Source organism: Vibrio sp. GJ43-1 (assembly GCF_055808835.1).
Genome location: NZ_CM147884.1, coordinates 1001189 through 1020109, shown reverse-complemented (window position 1 = coordinate 1020109; position 18921 = coordinate 1001189). Strand labels below are relative to the sequence as shown.

Genomic DNA, 18921 nt, shown 5'->3' with positions numbered 1-18921 from the left:
AAGATTGTAAATTCAAGGTCAAAAAACATAAAAATGCTGTTTTTTTGATTTGTTTTTATTATCCTTGTGCCCCTGACTATAAAAAAATCCTAAATTACTATAATTGGCACTGCGCGACATTCAGCGCCTAACTATTTTTTTCCATCGCTCCGCGACAATTATAAAGAAGAATGCAATGAGTAACATAGGCACTAAGTTCATACTCGGCCAAAGATATATCTTTGATCCAAATAGCAATTCCTTGGTCGACCAAACCAACAATGATGAAGTAGTACGTCTTGGTAGTAACGAAAGTCGCATTTTGCTTCTGCTTGCAGAGCGTCCCAATGAAGTCGTCACTCGTCATGATTTACACGAATACGTTTGGCGGGACCAAGGCTTTGAGGTTGATGACTCAAGCCTAACTCAGGCGATTTCAACGCTCAGGAAGATGCTCAAAGACCCAACAAAATCACCGTTATTTGTTAAAACGGTGCCGAAACGTGGTTATCAGCTCATTTCAACCGTCGAGCGCTCTGCACCTTCGAGCTCTATTGACCTTAATAACGTTAATGAAGCGTAGGTGGCTGAACTGCCTAACGATCCTGTGGACGCTCAACCTACCGCTGCGGCGCCGCATGTCGCCGTAAGTAAAGCACCAGCAGAGAAAACACCACCAGCAGTATGGGGAATGGTGGTTGCAGCCTTATTGCTGCCGATCTTAGTGTTGATTGGTACCAACCCTGCTGAATCAAGTTTTAGAGAACTTGCTGTCGTTGATGAGGTGAAAATTGTCACACCAGAAAGTCACCCCGATGTGTCCACTTGGCAGCCTAAAATTGAACAATGCGTTCAAAAATACATTGAATCACACGAGCTAGATAAAAAACCCGAACAAGTCATTGTCACTGGCGATCAAAGTGATCAAATTGCACTCAACTTCATCCATACGGTGGAACACTCTGGAGAAAACGTCACTATGAGAATTTTCACCGAGCAGTCTGACTTAAGTAAAGTGTGCCAGTAGAAGGATAATATGATGAAAATGAAATACGCTGCCATTCTACTTGCGGCCTCTACGGCGCTCAGTGCGTGGCTTTATTGGGGCAGTGACTTAAAACTGGAGCAAGTGCTCACCTCAAATGAATGGCAAAGCAACATGGTTGCGATCCTCGCCTCCAGAAATGCACCAGATACAGATATTGGTCCACTGAGCCGTCTAGAAATGTCGGCAAACGTGAAGTACCTTCCCGAAGGCACTTATATTCGTGAATCTTCTATGCGTTTGTTCGGTAAAGATCCAAATTCACATACGCTACTTAAAATTTCGGAAACCGGAAGCTGGACCATCAGCGACAACTATTTGCTCATTTCACCTCGTGCGTTTAAGGACACCGCAACCGCGCAGTCTGATGAATTTACCCACGAGCAGTTAGCTATGATTAAGCAATTCTTAAAAATGGAAGCACAGCAAAGCCGTCGCATTGATATTGTTAATGGTAAGACGCTACTGCTGACTAGCTTAAATCAAGGCTCATCGGTTTTATTTTCAAACTAAACCACGATTAAAACCACGCCATAAATTAGAGGCCTATCTTGGGCCTCTTTTTTTATGCTTTCTGGCTCAGTTCACTCCACGGCTCGAGCCCCCACGAGTAGGTAACACTTACTCATAGTGCATCTCTCTGACCTTATACCTCCGATTACCGCTCGTCGCGAACAGGTTACTTACACGCCTATTCAGCCATAAAAAAACCAGAGCCTGGAAGCTCTGGTTCTTATCTATCGCGCTAATCTGAAACACTGTTAAGCGTTTTACTTACTGATGCACTTAGCCTAGTAGACTCATTGCTGCCTGGGGCGCTTGCTTGGCTTGCGCTAAAATTGAGCTCGAAGCTTGAGAAAGAATTTGGTTCTTCGTCATCTCTGTTGTCTCTTTAGCGAAGTCAGTATCTTTAATACGGCTCTTCGATGCATTCACGTTTTCGTTAATGTTATCAAGGTTGTTGATCGCATGGTCAAAACGGTTTTGGAATGCACCTAGCTCTGCGCGGTGGCTATCAACGTATTTCAGCGCAGAATCAAGAATCGCAACCGACTCCTGTGCACCACCAACGCTTGTCACGTCAATCGTATTCACGGTTACCGCTTGACCGTCTTGCATGCCTAACTCACCCGCAAGTGAACCACCAAATGACACTTCACCATCTACTTTATTAGTGTAGGCAAACATTTGCAGTTGACCATCTTCATTTACCGACGCTTTTACTAGGTCAGTTTGACCATTGATGTACGTGGCTAGCTGTTCAATGTCATCGCCTGCTTTGGCTGTAATAGCGATATTTTGCTCTTCACCAAAGCTGTCTGTAAGCGTGATATTTAGCTCGTTAGAGCCCGCCGCCACACTCCAATCTTTATCTTTAGCTTCTGCTGCTTGGTAGCTTGTACCACCCATTCTAACGTTGTCAGAGCGCATGTCATTCAGGTTTAGCATTACTGCCTCGCCATTATCCGCACCGATTTGGAATGATTGCGTGCCGTACGTGCCATTCAATAGGCGGTTACCACCAAAAGATGTGGTTTCTGCGATACGGTTAAGCTCATCATTTAGCGCAGTTACTTCTTCTTGAATTGCCACACGCTCAGATTTTGAGTTTGAGCCATTTGAAGATTGCAGAGACAAATCACGCATACGTTGTAAGATGTTGGTCGTCTCATTCATCGCACCTTCAGCGGTTTGAGCAATCGAGATACCATCGTTGGCGTTACGTACTGCGACGTCAAGACCGCGGCTTTGCACATTCAAACGATTAGAGATTTGTAGACCCGCGGCATCGTCTTTTGCGCTGTTGATTTTAGAACCAGAAGCCAAACGCTCCATTGACGTCCCTTGCGCTTGACTTGCATTGTTTAGGTAACGCTGAGCGGTCATTGCCGATACGTTGGTATTTACATTCACTGCCATGTTAATTCTCCAATTGATTTTCCGGTGTAGCGGTTTCCGACGTCTCGGAAAACCAAGTAGTTCTCTCAAAGTTACTTTCTTTATCGTCTTGCAAAGCAATAACTTGAGATTTTTTTAAAGATAATTGGATTTTTTAGGGGATATCAGCTTGGAGTGTGATAAAACTGGAAAAAGCAGAAGTTAATATTAAAAAGGTCTAAAGTTATTCGGTGTGACGTCGAATGCCAACGTTATGATTGTAATAAGCTCATGGCTAAGTTCGGGGTTTGCTTCGCTTGCGCCAGAATAGTCGTACTGACTTGCTGCAATATCTGCTGCTTAATCATTTGCGTCGTCTCTTTAGCGTAATCGGTATCGCGGATCCGACCTCGCGACGCTGCCAAGTTCTCTTCCATATTGGCTAAGTTATTAATGGTATGGCCGAGTCGATTTTGGTTGGCACCCAATTCTGAGCGATGGCTATCAACAAACTTCATTGCCTTATCAATAACAGAGACTGACAACTGAGCGCCTCCTACCGAATCAATTGACAAATCATCAACGGTCACCAAACCTTGTGTCTCCATCTGTAATTCGCCCGCTAATGCCCCTGAAAACGCCACTTCGTTAGTCACTTGTTGCGAATCAGCAAACAGCTGCAATTGCCCATGTTCATTTACAGATGCCGATAATGCGCTTGTTTGGCCATTGATGTATGTCGCCACCTGCTCTATATCATCACCAATCTTCGCTTCAATCGTTTCTGTAATGCTGCGGCCTGTCGAATCCTGATAACTAAAGCTAAGCTGTTGCTGCCCTGGCATAACACGCCAACTCTCCGCTGCTCCGTTTAATGACTGGTAAGCCGCTCCGCCCATTTGCAGTTGATCGGTTCGCATACTCTTAAGTTCAACCTGCAATGCCTCCCCAGAGCCCGCACCAATTTGAAAAGAAGTACTACCAAACTGGCCATTGAGCAGTTTTCTGCCGCCAAATGAGGTGGTTTCAGCAATACGGTTTAGCTCATCGTTAAGCGCGGTGAACTCTTCTTGTAACGCACGTCGATCATCCGGAGAGTTGGCGCCGTTAGATGACTGCAAGGACAAGTCACGCATACGTTGAAGAATTTGTGACGTTTCATTCATTGCCCCTTCCGCGGTTTGCATGATGGAAATACCATCATTGGCATTTCGTTGCGCGACACTTAAACCCGAAATCTGTGCATCTAAACGGTTGGAAATTTGTAGCCCTGCTGCGTCATCTTTTGCGCTATTAATACGACGGCCCGACGCCAGTCGCTCTAACGACTGATTTAGGGCGTCAGTCGCCTTGTGGAGCTGATTCTGCGCCATCATTGCACTAACATTGGTATTAACGGTAATAGACATAGCAATCCACAAAACAGACGATTGTGTTTTATATCGGCAAGCAAAAGCAAAACTTGAGGAAGGTAAATCGAGCAAGTGGATACGCAATACGAGTTTCTTGCTAAAACCGCAAGAAACTCTTTATTGATCAGGTTAGACGGTAAGAATGACTATTTAACCGCTAACTCGGCTAGCATACCCTGAGAAGGAGCGAAGAAGTACGCGCCAGTGACCGCTTTAGTAAAACGCAACAATTGGTCGGTTTTCCCGTCTGTTACCCCGTACATACTTTCAAGCATCGCATCAAAGTTATGGACAGTATTACAGTAAGCGATAAACAGTAAACCATGCGCGCCACTGACGCTGCCATATGGCAAGCTGTGACGAACAATTTTTAAGCCGACACCTTCTTCTTTCAAGTCTACTCGCCCTACGTGAGAGGCTGCAGGAACATCATCAAGTTCAATAGAGTCAGGCTTAGTTCGACCAATCACTTTTTCTTGTGCCGCAACGTTAAGTCGGCTCCACGCCGGAAGATTATGTTCAAAACGCTGAACCATCACATAACTGCCACCCGCCAATTCACCCTGCTTGATGATCGCGACTTCTGCGCGCTTTTCACCTTTAGGGTTTTCGGTGCCATCCACGAAGTCGGTCATGTCTCGTGAGTCCATGAACCGGAACCCTTGAGTCTCATCAACAATCGTAACGTCAGCTGAAATATCTAACATCAATTTACGTAGCACAAAGAAATGCAAATCGTGACGCTTCGAGTGACAATGAATCAGTACGTCGACATCGGTTGAGGGTGCATGAATCTCACCTTCCCCTAACTCAGGAAACGGCTTCAGCTCAGCAGGCATTGGCTGAGCAAGTCCTGACCAAAATTGGTGGCTGAATGCTAGCGATAGCGTCAGTGCTGCGTCAGGTTGAGATTGATTGAGATCGTCCACCAGCTTTGGTAAAGCTTGTAATGCAGCGAGCACTTGTTGCGGATTTTGATTCACTTTCAATTGCGTATACAGCGCGAAAGGTTCCGCATCTGGGATAATGGCACTTTGTGGTAATGACATAAAAAGTCCTCTATTTTTGCTCAGTGTATTTTTAACTAGTGAGTAGAGTTATGATTGTGATCAGTAACCGAACGGATATCGTTTGGAGTTGCCAAACAATCTACCACAGTACGGCTGTTGACTAAATAAATGGCGAACCAAAGCAGTAGCACTAAGGTCACCGCATTGGTCCAACTGAATCCCCAATGCTGTAAATTGACTAAATACGTGGTGTGTATCAACTGACCTGCCACCACGATCAAAGAAATGGGTTTTAAGTAGTTCACCAATCCGTTTATATACGTCGATTCGGGCTTCCTTAAGCTAATCAACCACATCGCAATGGCAATCGGCAACCCCATTGCTAACCCTATATACAACATCTGCTGATCAGGATAGACGTATTCTAAAATCGTGACTCCCTCATTACGGCTAGCGCCAGCAACGACGAATACCACCCATGCTCGGATAAGAAAAAACCACCCAAGCCATAACCAAATGGGGGCTTTTAAGAAACCATGTTTGTCGTATTGCTCAAGTGCATAGCGCATGTGTCTGTCTCTTTTTGTCTCGTATCACATAATATTGAGTTCCACGTATGACTATTCAAGCTCATGCGCGACATTGTGATAAAATAAACAAAACGTATTGGCGAGTAGCTTGGTATTTATAAACAATGAAAAATCAACAACCCATTCCATCAGCTGAAACTCAGCAGGAGGCAATGAAAATTGCAAAATCCACACAAAAACCCGGTCAAACCAAAGAACAAACGCGTCTAGTCGCACAAGGTATCGAAAAAGGCATCGCTCTTTATAAAAAACAACAAAAAGAGAAAAAACGCCAAGCGGATAAGGCACAGAAAAAACAACGAAGAGAGAAGCTAAGACCCGTAACATCCGATAACACTATGCAGGGTGACAACACAATGCAAAGTAACGCGACTTCCCGTCAAGCAACACCATCCCCTTCTATACTACCTTGGGGACTATTAACGATTAGCTGGATAGGCTTTGCTGCGTATGTTTTCTACCTACAACAATAAACTATCGGCGGTATTACTCTGCGTTGTCATTCTATCCGGGTGCTCGTCACCTGCGCATAAGGTTACGCAACAATCGGCATCCGTGGTATTGAGATTGGATCACAATCTAGATACCTCACTTTGCCAGTGGAAAGGTGAAGTCACCGGATCAGAAGGTCATTGGTACAACTTTCTCTTTTTACTCAACAGTACCATGGCAAGAGGCGCAATGAATGACATTAAAAACAATGCAGCCGAACTAGGTGCCAACACGGTCTTCCTATTGTCGCCCGTCGACTTCCAAACTTCTGTTACGCTGCTCGGCAGTGCTTACGATTGCCAAAAATAAAGCCAGAGTCTAGACCCTGGCTTTATTTTTTATTCGCTCGCACGTTGTTAATATTTCATTCGCGTTCAATGATTGCCGCTGTAGCTATACACCTAACGTTGATTCTATATCAACTTTACGCTGTACAACCCATTGGCTATCAAACGGTCCCCAGTCAGACAACTGGTAATATCCATCATTGTGTCTGCGCCCATCTTGAACAAACATAAGTTCAATACCGATACCGGGCAGTGCCTTAATAACATCTTGTATGGTGCGACGAGGCCACCCCGTTCTTTCAATCAGTTTTGGCACATTCGGTCTGTCTAGGCTCTCAACGAGCAGGGCAAGATAGAGACGACGTGCAAATACAGGACTCAGTTCCATTGACACCTCCTAATTATGTGCTTCACCAATATATTGAATTTCACCACAATCGTGTTGCGCTTGATCAATTTCTCGATAATCGGTTTTGTTTCAATGACCTTGTTTTTGTAACGACTCTTTAGAACTTCGCAGCGAAACACGGCAATTTTTTACCAAACTACTATAAAAATCGAGGAGTATCAGTCCGGCAAAGGCCGACAGGCTTTGTCTCTCACAACACTTCTTGATAGGATGCAAAGAACAACCCCCACAACAAGAACCCTCATATAGAAAGAGGGGTCATCAGCGCTCAAAGGACACGACTATGTCGACAACTATGTTTGGGATTCCAAACTGTGACACCATTAAAAAAGCCAAAAAATGGCTGGAAGCTAGCCATATTGAGTACCAATTTCATGACTATCGTAAGCAAGGCATCACACCAGAGCTTGTCGAAGGTTTCTGTGAACAGCTTGGCCGGGAAATCGTACTGAATAAACGCGGAACCACCTATCGACAATTATCGGCAGAACAAAAAGAACAACTCAATGCTGACAATGTTGTCGCGCTTCTTGTTGAGAACCCAGCCATGATCAAGCGCCCTATTCTTAAGGTCGATGGGCAGTACCACATTGGTTTTAAAGCCGAACAATACCAACAGATTTTCAACCTATAATACGATTCAATTTTAAATTTAGAGACAAGGATCCTCAAGGATGACAGACAGTCCCGTTTTGGCACTAGCAAAAGACTTAATTAGCCGCCAATCAGTAACACCCGAAGATGCCGATTGCCAGAAAGTGATGATAGAGCGCCTTAAAGCGCTGGGATTCGAAATTGAAATCATGGTATTTGAAGATACCACTAACTTCTGGGCTCGCCGTGGAACCGCCGCGCCACTCTTTGCATTTGCTGGTCACACTGATGTCGTGCCAGCAGGATCTCTCGACCTTTGGCACACCCCACCGTTTGAGCCAACCGTCATTGATGGTCACTTACATGGTCGCGGCGCTGCGGACATGAAAGGCTCACTGGCATGCATGATCGTCGCCGTTGAACGCTTCATCAAAAACAACCCAAATCACACTGGCTCCATCGCGTTCTTAATAACGTCTGATGAAGAAGGCCCTTTTATCAACGGCACCACCCGAGTGGTCGACACCTTAATGGCGCGTAATGAACTCATTGATATGTGTATCGTGGGTGAACCTTCCAGCACCGAACATGTCGGAGACGTGGTTAAAAATGGTCGCAGAGGCTCCATTACTGGCGATCTATGCGTCAAAGGCATCCAAGGTCACGTTGCGTACCCTCAATTGGCGCGAAACCCAATCCATCAGTCCCTCACCGCATTGGCCGAGCTAGCGGCGACCAAATGGGATGAAGGCAACCAGTACTTTCCACCAACGAGCTTTCAAATTCCAAACCTGCATGCTTAAGCACAGGGGCAAGTAACGTCATTCCTGGCGAGTTTAATGTTCAATTCAACTTCCGCTTTAGTACCGAATTAACCGATGAAGACATTAAGAAACGTGTCCATTCCACACTCGACTTACATGGCCTAGAGTATGATTTGCAATGGACTCTCAGCGGTCACCCTTTCCTAACGGATACTCGGTGATTTGCTCACAGCCGTCGTCGATGCGGTCGCCACTGTTAATGAGCAAAAGCCAGAGCTTCTTACCACTGGTGGAACCTCTGATGGTCGCTTTATTGCCAAGATGGGCACGCAAGTCGTTGAGCTTGGTCCTGTGAACGCGACCATTCATAAAGTAAACGAGTGTGTTAACGTGAGCGATCTTGAAAAGCTTACTGATATGTATGAGCACACTCTGATCAACTTACTCGGTCAATAGACATGATAAATAAGTCGCTTGTAGGACTCGATGACAGCAAACTGATCGATTTGAAGGTCGCTCAACGCTTATTTCAAGTCCACCCACATGTTCATAAGGACATGTCACAGTTGATACAAGCGGCATCCTCCGCTGGCTTTGACCTGTTCATTGCCAGTGGCTATCGCAATTTCCAACGACAGCTGGTCATTTGGAACAATAAAATGAATGGCACACGGCCGATACTTGACGACCACGGGTTGCCACTTATCACGGAGCAACTGACAGAAAAAGAAAAGGTATTTGCAATTTTAAAATGGAGCGCGCTCCCCGGGGCCAGTCGCCATCACTGGGGGACCGATTTCGACGTCTACGCGGGCAATCTACTTCCAGAACAAACCACACTGCAATTGGAGCCTTGGGAGTATTTAGATGGGCATCAACACGCTTTCTACCAATGGCTGAAAGACAACCTTTCAACGCATGGTTTCTTTTTCCCCTACCAAGATAGCCTTATCGGTGGTGTCGCTTTTGAACCTTGGCACATCAGCCATCGCCAAGCTTCGCAAGACAACATGAGCAAACTAACACTTGAGCAGCTAAGTGCGCTCATCGAGCAATCTGAAATTTTGGGACGAGATACCATACTTTCTGAGCTCAATACCATCTACAATCAATATATCACCAACATCAGCCTTTGAGAGCGAATTATGATTGAGTGGCTATTTAACCCTTGGGTGATCATCATCGTGGTTTTAGCGGTCGTATTTGGCAACATTGCTGCGCTAAAGTACACCGCTAACATGAAGTTCGATAACCAAAAGAATGCTGCAAAGAAAAGAAAGTATGAGCTCGATAGACTGAACGAGCTCGACAAAGAAAAATACGGGAAGCATGATAAAAAATAAAAAGGACCATAATGGTCCTTTTTATTTTATTGGCTCTCTTTTACCCTGTTTTATCACCGTTGAGATTAACGGCTCCAACGAACGTAATAAGCTCTCGTTGACAGGTTTACCATCTTTGTCCGTAACATTAATTGACGTACGGTTACCAAGATCACCAAACAGGAAGGTATATTCCCCCGGTTCTAAATCAATCGGCTTCAAGCCTACATCATTCCAAAACTCATCATCTGGTGACGCATATTTGGCTTTCGCTGTCCCTTGGGACTGATTACGAGAATCAATCGTAAAGCCCATTCTAGGCAATAGCTCAGGCACTTCTTGCCACATCACATTATACGGTGTGCGCGCAATAATAACGGGTAGCCCGCTTCGGTCTGTTCCCATACTAATTGGGATTGATTTTACCAGTTGCTGAGCTTTAAGTGCCGCTTCTTCTCTTAAATCACGATCATAACGTGCTGTGACCAAATTGGTCATCAAGGTGTTATAACGCTCTTCATTGGTGCGAGTCACAGGCTTAACCGTGTTCGCTTCTCGCCAATCGATCAATACCATCTTAAAACCAAAACGACGGTTGGCTTCAAAGCGGGTGATTTCGTAACGGCTACCAATTTCAACATCTTCATCTTCAGAAACCCAAGTGACCCAATCCGTTTCGATTCGGTCATCGGTTTCTTCCAGCGCTTTAACGTTAATCTCAGTAAGCATTTTTTGGACCGTCGCCCATACTTTGTCCATTTCGTCTTGCTTGAGTAGCCATAACGTCACTTCTGAACCTTGACGCTCAACTCGAGCACCAGGAATCAATTCCAGTACTTGTTGTGGTGGTCGAATGTCGACTTCACGCCCGATTCCACCCTTGAAGTCACCCTCAGGGATCTCATAGTTAGGGTAAAACTGCGGAGTGGCGTCTTCAGCTAATTGCCAACTGCGAAGCTCTGGCGCTTCTAAATAGTTGAAATCATCTTTGGCTTCACGACGAGTGTTAGGATCACTGGAGCAAGCGGCTAATACAATAACAGCTAACGAGGAGACCGCTAGCTGACGAGAAAATTTCATTGAGACTCCCTTAAAAGAGGAGCATAGCGCTCCTCTTACATAATCTATTTTAGTAGATACACGCTTCCGACATTGCCTGAGCAACGATCGGTTTAGCTTGTTCTGACAATTCAGTCAGCGGCAAACGTAGACCACCTTCTTCAATCAAACCCATTTTGTGAGCCGCCCACTTCACTGGGATTGGGCTTGATTCAACAAACAGGTTTTTATGCAGCGTCATAAGTCGCGCGTTGATTTCATGCGCTTCTTCAAATCGACCCTCTAAAGCAAGGTCCATCATCTTCGCCATATCCGCTGCTGCGATATTGTTGGTCACAGAGATAACACCTTTACCACCTTGTTGGATAAAATCCAACCCGGTTGAGTCATCTCCACTTAGTAAGATAAAATCTTCGCCACAAAGTTCACGATGTTTTTGAATTCGTGATAAATCACCCGTCGCATCTTTTAATGCAACAATACCTGGAATTTTAGACAGGCGCGCCACCGTTTCTGGCAATGAGATCCACACCCGTACGTCCAGGGACGTTGTATAAAATTTGTGGGATGTCACTCTCTTCAGCAATCGCTTTATAGTGCTGATATAAACCTTCTTGAGTTGGCTTATTGTAATATGGAGTCACACTCAAACAGCCCGCAATACCCACGTTATTTAGCAATCGGCTAAAAGTAATGGCTTCATGTGTAGCATTCGCTCCGGTACCAGCAATAATTGGTACTCGTCCAGCGGCAAATTCAACCGTCTTAGCGACAACCTTGACATGTTCTTCTACAGTTAATGTTGCAGACTCACCCGTCGTTCCAACCGCAACAATGCCGTCAGTACCCGCGTCAACGTGAAAATCCACTAGCTTCTTCAAGCTAACAAAATCCACCTCACCATCTGGAGTGAATGGGGTTATTAATGCAACAATACTTCCTGAAAACATGGCTATCTCCCTAAATTGATACTTCTTGCATGGTACTGTAATGATATTGATAAACACAAGAGATTAAAAACAGTTCCCATAAAGAAGTGAATGATTAATTACAGATTTCAGATATGAGGCACGTATAAGATGCGCTTTTGGTGAATATCGGTGTCAACCAATCGTCAAATTTAGCCAGAATATCTTGGGTAACCACTATATACCGAGGTTACCTCAGTAGACCAACGCCTAATATAGCGAATTGTACGAAGGTCGCGTTGACAAAGCTCGCTTCCTTTAACAACATATAAGACGACATTAGAGAGCGGTTTCGACAAAAAAATATCCGTGGTTTTCATTACAGCAACCACAAGAGCTTTAATTTGAGTTGTGCTACCATATCAACAAACATGGAATAGAAGTCTCGCTATGAATCAATACTTAGTCATTACCGCCGTTGGTACCGATCGCCCAGGGATTTGCAACGAATTGGTACACCTTGTCACCCAGTCAGGATGTAATATCGTCGATAGCCGCATTGCTATGTTTGGCAATGAGTTTACCCTGATTATGCTGATCTCCGGCAACAGCAGTCACATTACTCGCGTTGAAACAACGCTACCGCTACTTGGCCAAGAGCATGATCTCATCACCATGATGAAGCGTACCTCTAAGCATGATCTCCTCACGAATCAATATACCGTCGAAGTCTTTGTTGAATCAGAGGACCGTGTCGGTCTAACCGAGAAATTTACGCAGTTTTTTGCAGACCGTGACATTGGCCTTGCCTCATTAAGCGCGCAAACCATTATTAAAGAGCGAGCTGGAACAGATATTGACCAATTCCAGATTGCCCTTAGCGCCAATGTCGAAGAAAACTGCAACCTAATGCAGCTACAAGAAGAGTTTGATGCGCTGTGCCAAAGCTTGTCAGTACGTGGATCTCTTAACTTCATTAGTAGCAATAAGTTATAAGTCAATTACCTATAAAAATAATTACTTCAAAGGAATCAACATGAATACGCTGACGGCTGGCTCACCAGCACCAAACTTTAGCCTTCTCGACCAAGACGGCAATACCGTCTCGTTGGGCGACTTTAAAGGTAAAAAGATTCTCTTTTATTTTTATCCGAAAGCAATGACACCAGGCTGTACTGTACAAGCCCAAGGCTTACGCGATATTCAATCTCAGCTGGCTGAGCATAATGTCGTCGTGCTAGGCGCCAGTATCGATCCTGTTAAGCGTTTAGGTAAATTTATTGAGCGTGATAACCTTAATTTCACCTTACTATCTGACGAAGAGCACATTGCTGCAGACCAATTTGGCGTCTGGGGCGAGAAAAAGTTTACCCTTGGAAAATAAGTTTGACGGGAAAACCTTGATAATTTTCTTTGATCGCCTAAGTTTAATTTAAAGGTAGATATGAAGGGAAAGAAGAATGTCAAACGTTCCAGAAGAGTATCCCTACGATGATTTTCGATTGCTCGAAATAGAAATTGACACTTTAGCCAAACTCAAAATAATATCGCACACAACCCAAAACACTGATGAAATAGTCTTAACCCCGCACCTTTCACCTTCAAACCTCAAAAAATACACAAAAAAAACAAAGATAATTCTAGCTCCAGATGGTTCGGTCGTTTACCCACAATCTCTCTATCTCATTTCCAAGTTAAGAGGTGAAGGAAAAGTAAAAGACACGTACAGTATCGCTAAAGCCCTCCTCCTTTTTACTCGCTTTCTCTATGCATCCCATTCAGAACAATACGATCAAAATGGTGATGTGGTTCCGCCTGAGTATCTGACTTATAAAAAGCTAACACAATACGAAGAAGAAGGTGCGCCCTGGCGCTTTGCAGAATTTTTATTGTCAAACTGCCGACACAGAAACTCAGAGGGCGATGAGGCTTTATCGCTAGCAACAGCAAAAAGTTATATGAATTCCGTGCTTGCTTTTTATAAGTGGCTGCAAAATTCGGGGTATATAAAAGATAACTGCGAACACGTTGTTACTCATTACTCGAAAGTAACTCTAAGATATGATCAAGGTAGTGAGCAGCACGATATATTAGCCCACATGAGAACAAACAAACCTCATGAGGCTGATATATCTAATATTATGAAAATATTTCCTCGCTCAGACTCAACGCCTTCCCATAAAAAGCTTAAACCTATGAAGGTAAAAGACCAAGATCTGTTCTACCAGCACATAGAGCACCTACCAAAGCCTTTCTCGTTAATGTTCAGACTTGCTGTTGAAACAGGTACTAGGATTGATGAACTTCGTCATTTTCCGTCACATCAGGTGGGGGAAATCAACACTACAGGGCTAGATGTTGTCCCAATACAAATCACTGTGACCAAGTTCAATAAACCGCGAGTAATTGAAGTACCTAACGCTATTTACGAAGAACTTGAAATCTATAAGTACAGCAAGCAACGCCTTAAAAACACAACAAAACGCAACACGCTTCAGAATACAGAAAAAAAGCTTACCAGTTCAGGCATTCTCTTCCTCTCAAATAAAGGCACTGTGTACTCACTTAATACACTTGAAAAGCAGTTTGCTGATTTACGACAACACCTTACGAAGATTGACCCTACATGGTACTACCGAGTTCATGACTTGCGCGCGACTTTCGCAACTAACTGGCTATTAATTGAGGCACGTGAGCGAGGCGTTAGTTTTGAGTTTCTCTTAGATGAATTAGCAAGCTTGATGGGGCACGTTAGTACGTTAACAACTCAAAAGTATATCAAATTCATGCAAGAAGGAGCTTCCCAAAGGTCAGCAGCTAAACGCAAAAACAATAAGCTCAGCTTGATGGGTGAATATGATGGGTAAGAGTCCATTAGCAAAAGGCTCACCTAAGAAAGTTTCTCATTACAGGAATAATATAACTCCTTTAAAACTGAGTATTCCTATAGAAAACACATCATCAAGGTCAAGTTACGATTTTAGTATTGAGCACCTCACCCATTTTAAGTGTGATTCAAAACAAAATGTAATAACGACTCGAGTTCCTCACATACGTAAATTCGCAAAGAGTGCAAGAAAATATGCAGAAAGGTACAGATCGCAACAAACTATAAGTGCTGTGTATGATTGCTTACGTTCTTTCATTTTCTTTTGTGATTGCCAAGCGATAGATCCTTTTTCAAGGGAAGGTTATCTACGTTACTTTGGAAATGATGGAGAGATGCGCCACCAGATTAAGCTATACATACCTTCATTACGTCTTTGGCAAAGGAGTAATGGTGAAGAGTTAGGCCTCAAAGAATCAACCTGTAATAGCAAAATGTCAAATACTATCAAGGCCTTAAGGTGGTGCGGTACATTTAATGAAAGTTGGAAATACCAACATCGTATCTTTAGAGACCAAAATGACCCGTACCCCTCTTACTCTGAAGATGAAGAAAAGTTAATAGTATCAAGGTTAAGCAATTTATTTTTTGGGCTAGCTTCTCAACTAGTTGCTATAAAAAAAGATGAGATTGCTGTACCAGAAAAACTCTGCGTAAGCATTAATATTGGGAACCAGATAGAACTACTTAAAATCCCGACCTCACTAAAAACTTATGTGGGACGGGTAAATAAAGCGTGTGCATTTAATATGGCAATGGGTGCTGCATATTATTTAATGTCCTACTTCACGTCATTAAACTCAACACCGATAAAAGAAATACACCACCCTTTAATAGTCGAAAAAGACCTTAGAGATAAGTCACTCCAAACGGTTAAAGTTAAGTGTTATAAAGCTCGAGCAAACAAAACTGTTAGTGCAACATTGACTAATGAGGTTGATAGCCACTCAACATTTAACTTGAAAAAGAGAACAGGGGTTGAGTTTATTAAGTTATTGTCTGAACTTTCTCTATCATATGGAAGCAACAAAGAGCTTCTCTACTTACTCGACGAAAATGGGGAGATATCAAATAAGTTTGACGTTAGAGCCGTTAACACGCACTTAGTTACAACTCTACATTTAACCTCGGTATACCGCTCTCTCAACCTGCCTATGCTTACTGAGCTTTTCTATCACACACTAGAAGGGGCCAGTATTAGATATAGTATTACCACAAACGAAATCGGACGAAGGGTGGTTAAAAAAAACACACACCCGTTAGCAAAAGCACATATAACAAGGAATTTACTTCGAATTAGCTACTGTATCTTGGCGTGCCTTACCGACAATTCATTGAAAGGTATTGTTTTACCTTTGTCATACTCCTGCGATAACAGTAAGCATAGTACCCATGTTACTTTTTCATATGATGATGGTAAGTCTTCAACAATAACTATCGCAAGCAACATCGTTAAATTAATAAAGGATATCGAATCTTGGGCGATGCGTAGAGCTGCTTACACTAAAGATTCAGCTCCTGTTTATTTACTACGTTTTGGCCATTCAGGGCAAAAGCCAAAACAATGGTCAGGCATTAACCCTATAACTGCAGCTCAAATTTCTAAATGGGGCATAGCGCCTGATGACTTCTTTCTAACTCTACAGTCAAGTCGCTTTAGAGAGTCAACAAGTAATAGCGAATACCGCGAAGGTGACTTGTCTCACTTAACAAACCTACTACAAAATAGCATAGCAACATTACGTAGGCATTACTCAAATGGACACCCAAACACTAATAGAAAAACTCTCTCCGAAGCAATAGAGGTACTCGAAAACATAGCGAAAGGCAACTCACTGACAAAAGCAAAAGACACAGTTAAAGAAAAGCTAGTTGTTGAGATGCTAACGCATGATGAGTGGCAAAAAAATAGAAAGCTTAGCTAACCCAAATGGAATAACATGTGATGGCCAGCAGATACTAAGAGGGGGGCTCAACACAAAAGTTTACCAATAAGGCGGTGAAACATAATTTACCATGTGCTGAATTTGATATGTGTTTTAAATGCAAATCTGCGAAGGCTGTAGATGAACCAAACTCTATTTACAAGCTCATTTCATTTATTGATGTATTGAAAGAAGCTTTAGATCATTACCCAGATGCTAAGCCTGAAATTCAAGAAAAAATTTCTGTATTTGAATCAACTCTAAAAGGGGCAAGTCACGAAATACTACAAAGTGCATGGTCGAACTTCAACCAAAATGGCCGCCATCCTAGAGTTACCATGGACCACGCACGTTTATCAGTATTAAGGTATAGGTAGACATATGATTAAAATCATAGACTTAAACCGTTTAAAGAAAATAAAAAGTGCACAACAAAATATTGGTACGCATACCAACTACCTTACAGATATCTTAAAGCTTAGCTATAAAAAAAGGAAATTGGGATGTCTTCGAAGAACTAGATATTGGATTTGATGAGAATGGTCAGTCACTAGGGAAAATCAAAGACAATGATGCTTGGAAGAATCTTCAGCCATTTTTCACCCCAACGGCTACAAAAGCAAGCACACTAAACTTTTCGCTAGACGGTAAGGTTATTGAAAGAAATATTCAAAATGAGCTAAAAGCTCTCATATTAAAAATGCTGTGGGTATCTCCTGTCGAACATTCATTTGACTCTTTATGTCAGACGCTTGTTGTCCTAAAAAAGTTTGCTAAGCCATTATTAGGAGATGGCTTAAACAGTCTATCTTATGTAGATGTTGACCGTATTACCTCATGGATACAAAGGGAAGTCATTGATATTGACTTCAGAAGAGAAAAGAATTACGCCCCTATCAACAAGCTCTTTACTGAAGGGCGAGGCTTACCCTTTACTGTTGGGTTTAAAGGTGTGATTAACCCTCAAACACTTGGACTTACACCATACCCTGCACTTCAATACCCGGTTATACCTCAACGCCTGTTTTACCAAGCCTTAGATGAATCTGAAAACCTAATCAATTATCTATACAACAACTTAAACCTAGTTGAAGAACTTGCTAATTTCCTCGTTGACTTCGAAGACAACATTTACAATGGCTATGCAAAATACTTATATCTAAGTTTAAGTGTACGATCTGTAGGTAAAGAGATTTGGCGCTTAGATGACGGTAATCAAAAAAGTAAAAACAACAAGTTTAAATCCGAGTTTAAAAGTTTAGAGTCGCCTAGTGAAGCGGAAATATTACAACTGCTCAAAGATACTCAGCCAAAAGTCCACTCCAGCTTTTATGAGCATTGCTACCCTGGCTCAACATTTACCTTAGGGAGCATAACGGTAACTACTCCCACCCAAGCACAAGCATTATTAAAAGAGCTATCAGGGGGGTGCCTATGGGGACTAATGGCTAGGTCAGGGATGAGAACCGATGAAGCCTACCACTTGCATACAGTTAATGGATGTGTGGCTGAAGTGATTTCTGGTCAGGTTATATATTTACTTAATACAAGCTTGTCAAAAACAGTAAAAGGTATGCAAGCAAAACAAGATGAATTTGTTACAACTGAAATAGGAAAAAAAGCATTTGAAGTTCTTAACACTATCCATAATCCGTTACGCAATAAACACACCAGTAGCAACGCATTTTTTCACAAATTTAAAGAAGGGTTTGGAGTTATAAGGAAAAAATCCGTCTCTCGACATGCGCAATTTTGGTTCAATAAAACCCTATCAACTGAGCTTGAGTTAACAGAAAATGATATCAAAGACTTAAGAATATCAGACCCGAATCATGAATTCGAACTGGGACAAAAATTTCATTTTTCATGCCATCAATTGCGACGATCATTTGCATATTATTTAATTGGTTACGAGTTACTTTCATTTCCTCAGTTGAAACAACAATACGGTCACTTATCTCTTGCTATGACACGACACTATGCAAGATATGCGAGCAAATTTCAGAAAATACGAAAACGCAAGTCAACCTCAAAAGACCTACACAATATTGTTTACAGAGAGCGAATAAAACAGAAATCACAGCTTTACTTGAAGATTTATAACAAATTCGCCAACAAGGAGCGTGTCGCAGGGGGAAAAGGTAAAGACTTCACCAAAAGAGTCTTAGAACTGGGGCATGTGGCATTTCAAGATAAAACCCAAAATGACATGTTGACGATAGAGTATTGGGAAAACGTGTTAAAAAAGGGCACAGACATATACATGTGGTTGCTCCCGGCCTCTACTGTACATCGCGCAACTGCAGCCTTAGAACGCAGGTTAATTTAATTGAGTGCGTAGACTGTAAGAACGATTACAT

At 42.8% G+C, this 18921-nt stretch carries 17 protein-coding genes and 4 pseudogenes; 14 read left to right on the top strand and 7 right to left on the bottom strand.

From position 1 onward, the window contains the following. The first annotated feature begins 175 nt into the window (after positions 1-175). Positions 176-1006: pseudogene (locus AC0L66_RS04865) on the top strand (winged helix-turn-helix domain-containing protein). A 12-nt stretch (positions 1007-1018) separates the two neighbouring features. Continuing rightward, positions 1019-1537 (top strand): regulatory protein ToxS, encoded by a 519-nt coding sequence (locus tag AC0L66_RS04860; protein WP_265674610.1) that lies wholly within the window; start codon positions 1019-1021, stop codon positions 1535-1537. A gap of 273 nt (positions 1538-1810) precedes the next feature. Here AC0L66_RS04860 and AC0L66_RS04855 read toward each other — a convergent pair whose 3' ends face one another. The 4 genes from AC0L66_RS04855 to AC0L66_RS04840 form a co-directional block, all read right to left on the bottom strand. After that, entirely contained in the window at positions 1811-2944 is a 1134-nt protein-coding gene (locus tag AC0L66_RS04855) for a flagellin (RefSeq protein ID WP_473568583.1), read from the bottom strand. 230 nt (positions 2945-3174) lie between these two features. Next, positions 3175-4311: a flagellin gene (locus AC0L66_RS04850; RefSeq protein WP_473568581.1), complete on the bottom strand. Its 1137-nt coding sequence runs from the start codon at positions 4309-4311 to the stop codon at positions 3175-3177. Positions 4312-4460: 149 nt separating this feature from the next. Continuing rightward, positions 4461-5363, bottom strand: a complete 903-nt coding sequence (locus AC0L66_RS04845; RefSeq protein ID WP_473568579.1) for a Dyp-type peroxidase — start codon at positions 5361-5363, stop codon at positions 4461-4463. A 35-nt stretch (positions 5364-5398) separates the two neighbouring features. Continuing rightward, positions 5399-5893 carry a DUF2919 domain-containing protein gene (locus tag AC0L66_RS04840; protein WP_265674561.1) on the bottom strand — a complete coding sequence of 165 codons (495 nt, stop codon included), beginning with the start codon at positions 5891-5893 and terminating at the stop codon, positions 5399-5401. Positions 5894-6018: 125 nt separating this feature from the next. On the opposite strand from AC0L66_RS04840, the gene AC0L66_RS04835 reads away from it, so the two are divergent. Both AC0L66_RS04835 and AC0L66_RS04830 read left to right on the top strand, forming a co-directional pair. Next, positions 6019-6387, top strand: a complete 369-nt coding sequence (locus AC0L66_RS04835) for a DUF2956 domain-containing protein (protein ID WP_265674560.1) — start codon at positions 6019-6021, stop codon at positions 6385-6387. Next, the gene (locus tag AC0L66_RS04830) at positions 6365-6715 is read left to right on the top strand and encodes a DUF4156 domain-containing protein (protein WP_473568577.1); all 351 of its coding nucleotides are present in this window, start codon (positions 6365-6367) and stop codon (positions 6713-6715) included. Before AC0L66_RS04835 ends, AC0L66_RS04830 begins: the two co-directional genes overlap by 23 nt. An 84-nt stretch (positions 6716-6799) precedes the next feature. Here AC0L66_RS04830 and AC0L66_RS04825 read toward each other — a convergent pair whose 3' ends face one another. Beyond that, positions 6800-7081, bottom strand: a complete 282-nt coding sequence (locus AC0L66_RS04825; protein ID WP_102471240.1) for a winged helix-turn-helix domain-containing protein — start codon at positions 7079-7081, stop codon at positions 6800-6802. Positions 7082-7385: 304 nt separating this feature from the next. Here AC0L66_RS04825 and AC0L66_RS04820 point away from each other — a divergent pair, with 304 nt between their 5' ends. The 4 genes and pseudogenes from AC0L66_RS04820 to AC0L66_RS04805 all read left to right on the top strand — a co-directional run bounded on the left by AC0L66_RS04820 (position 7386) and on the right by AC0L66_RS04805 (position 9803). Further along, positions 7386-7736 (top strand): ArsC family reductase, encoded by a 351-nt coding sequence (locus tag AC0L66_RS04820; RefSeq protein WP_473568576.1) that lies wholly within the window; start codon positions 7386-7388, stop codon positions 7734-7736. A 40-nt stretch (positions 7737-7776) separates the two neighbouring features. Further along, positions 7777-8916 (top strand): annotated as a pseudogene (gene dapE, locus AC0L66_RS04815) (succinyl-diaminopimelate desuccinylase). A gap of 2 nt (positions 8917-8918) precedes the next feature. Then, positions 8919-9596 (top strand): M15 family metallopeptidase, encoded by a 678-nt coding sequence (locus tag AC0L66_RS04810; protein ID WP_428752610.1) that lies wholly within the window; start codon positions 8919-8921, stop codon positions 9594-9596. Between the two features lie 9 nt (positions 9597-9605). Beyond that, positions 9606-9803, top strand: coding sequence for a DUF2897 family protein (locus AC0L66_RS04805; protein WP_265674555.1), 198 nt, complete (start codon positions 9606-9608; stop codon positions 9801-9803). Between the two features lie 21 nt (positions 9804-9824). Here AC0L66_RS04805 and bamC read toward each other — a convergent pair whose 3' ends face one another. Further along, on the bottom strand, positions 9825-10862 hold the full coding sequence (bamC, locus tag AC0L66_RS04800; RefSeq protein WP_473568574.1) for an outer membrane protein assembly factor BamC: 1038 nt from the start codon (positions 10860-10862) through the stop codon (positions 9825-9827). A 49-nt stretch (positions 10863-10911) separates the two neighbouring features. Further along, a pseudogene (dapA, locus tag AC0L66_RS04795) lies at positions 10912-11791 on the bottom strand (4-hydroxy-tetrahydrodipicolinate synthase). 408 nt (positions 11792-12199) lie between these two features. Between dapA and AC0L66_RS04790 the strand changes: the two are divergent. The 6 genes and pseudogenes from AC0L66_RS04790 (at position 12200) to AC0L66_RS04765 (ending at position 18890) form a co-directional block, all read left to right on the top strand. Next, a complete protein-coding gene (locus AC0L66_RS04790; RefSeq protein WP_265674552.1) occupies positions 12200-12745 on the top strand; it encodes a glycine cleavage system transcriptional repressor in 546 nt (181 codons plus the stop codon). Positions 12746-12785: 40 nt separating this feature from the next. Then, positions 12786-13130, top strand: a pseudogene (gene bcp, locus AC0L66_RS04785) (thioredoxin-dependent thiol peroxidase); the annotation flags it as partial. A 79-nt stretch (positions 13131-13209) separates the two neighbouring features. Continuing rightward, positions 13210-14616 (top strand): tyrosine-type recombinase/integrase, encoded by a 1407-nt coding sequence (locus AC0L66_RS04780; RefSeq protein ID WP_473568572.1) that lies wholly within the window; start codon positions 13210-13212, stop codon positions 14614-14616. Further along, positions 14606-16561, top strand: coding sequence for a hypothetical protein (locus AC0L66_RS04775; protein ID WP_473568570.1), 1956 nt, complete (start codon positions 14606-14608; stop codon positions 16559-16561). The genes AC0L66_RS04780 and AC0L66_RS04775 overlap by 11 nt, the downstream gene beginning before the upstream one ends. 74 nt (positions 16562-16635) lie before the next feature. Further along, on the top strand, positions 16636-16938 hold the full coding sequence (locus tag AC0L66_RS04770) for a hypothetical protein (protein ID WP_473568568.1): 303 nt from the start codon (positions 16636-16638) through the stop codon (positions 16936-16938). 323 nt (positions 16939-17261) lie between these two features. Then, entirely contained in the window at positions 17262-18890 is a 1629-nt protein-coding gene (locus AC0L66_RS04765; protein ID WP_473568567.1) for a site-specific integrase, read from the top strand. Positions 18891-18921: the final 31 nt, after the last annotated feature.

What these genes read in the sequence shown, in the direction of transcription:
- AC0L66_RS04840 (WP_265674561.1), bottom strand. Translation starts at nt 5,893, where the DNA reads ATGCGCTATGCACTTGAGCAATACGACAAACATGGTTTCTTAAAAGCC.
- AC0L66_RS04845 (WP_473568579.1), bottom strand. Translation starts at nt 5,363, where the DNA reads ATGTCATTACCACAAAGTGCCATTATCCCAGATGCGGAACCTTTCGCG.
- AC0L66_RS04855 (WP_473568583.1), bottom strand. Translation starts at nt 2,944, where the DNA reads ATGGCAGTGAATGTAAATACCAACGTATCGGCAATGACCGCTCAGCGT.
- AC0L66_RS04830 (WP_473568577.1), top strand. Translation starts at nt 6,365, where the DNA reads ATGTTTTCTACCTACAACAATAAACTATCGGCGGTATTACTCTGCGTT.
- AC0L66_RS04765 (WP_473568567.1), top strand. Translation starts at nt 17,262, where the DNA reads ATGCTGTGGGTATCTCCTGTCGAACATTCATTTGACTCTTTATGTCAG.
- AC0L66_RS04805 (WP_265674555.1), top strand. Translation starts at nt 9,606, where the DNA reads ATGATTGAGTGGCTATTTAACCCTTGGGTGATCATCATCGTGGTTTTA.
- bamC (WP_473568574.1), bottom strand. Translation starts at nt 10,862, where the DNA reads ATGAAATTTTCTCGTCAGCTAGCGGTCTCCTCGTTAGCTGTTATTGTA.
- AC0L66_RS04790 (WP_265674552.1), top strand. Translation starts at nt 12,200, where the DNA reads ATGAATCAATACTTAGTCATTACCGCCGTTGGTACCGATCGCCCAGGG.
- AC0L66_RS04775 (WP_473568570.1), top strand. Translation starts at nt 14,606, where the DNA reads ATGATGGGTAAGAGTCCATTAGCAAAAGGCTCACCTAAGAAAGTTTCT.
- AC0L66_RS04850 (WP_473568581.1), bottom strand. Translation starts at nt 4,311, where the DNA reads ATGTCTATTACCGTTAATACCAATGTTAGTGCAATGATGGCGCAGAAT.
- AC0L66_RS04825 (WP_102471240.1), bottom strand. Translation starts at nt 7,081, where the DNA reads ATGGAACTGAGTCCTGTATTTGCACGTCGTCTCTATCTTGCCCTGCTC.
- AC0L66_RS04860 (WP_265674610.1), top strand. Translation starts at nt 1,019, where the DNA reads ATGAAAATGAAATACGCTGCCATTCTACTTGCGGCCTCTACGGCGCTC.
- AC0L66_RS04835 (WP_265674560.1), top strand. Translation starts at nt 6,019, where the DNA reads ATGAAAAATCAACAACCCATTCCATCAGCTGAAACTCAGCAGGAGGCA.
- AC0L66_RS04810 (WP_428752610.1), top strand. Translation starts at nt 8,919, where the DNA reads ATGATAAATAAGTCGCTTGTAGGACTCGATGACAGCAAACTGATCGAT.
- AC0L66_RS04780 (WP_473568572.1), top strand. Translation starts at nt 13,210, where the DNA reads ATGTCAAACGTTCCAGAAGAGTATCCCTACGATGATTTTCGATTGCTC.
- AC0L66_RS04820 (WP_473568576.1), top strand. Translation starts at nt 7,386, where the DNA reads ATGTCGACAACTATGTTTGGGATTCCAAACTGTGACACCATTAAAAAA.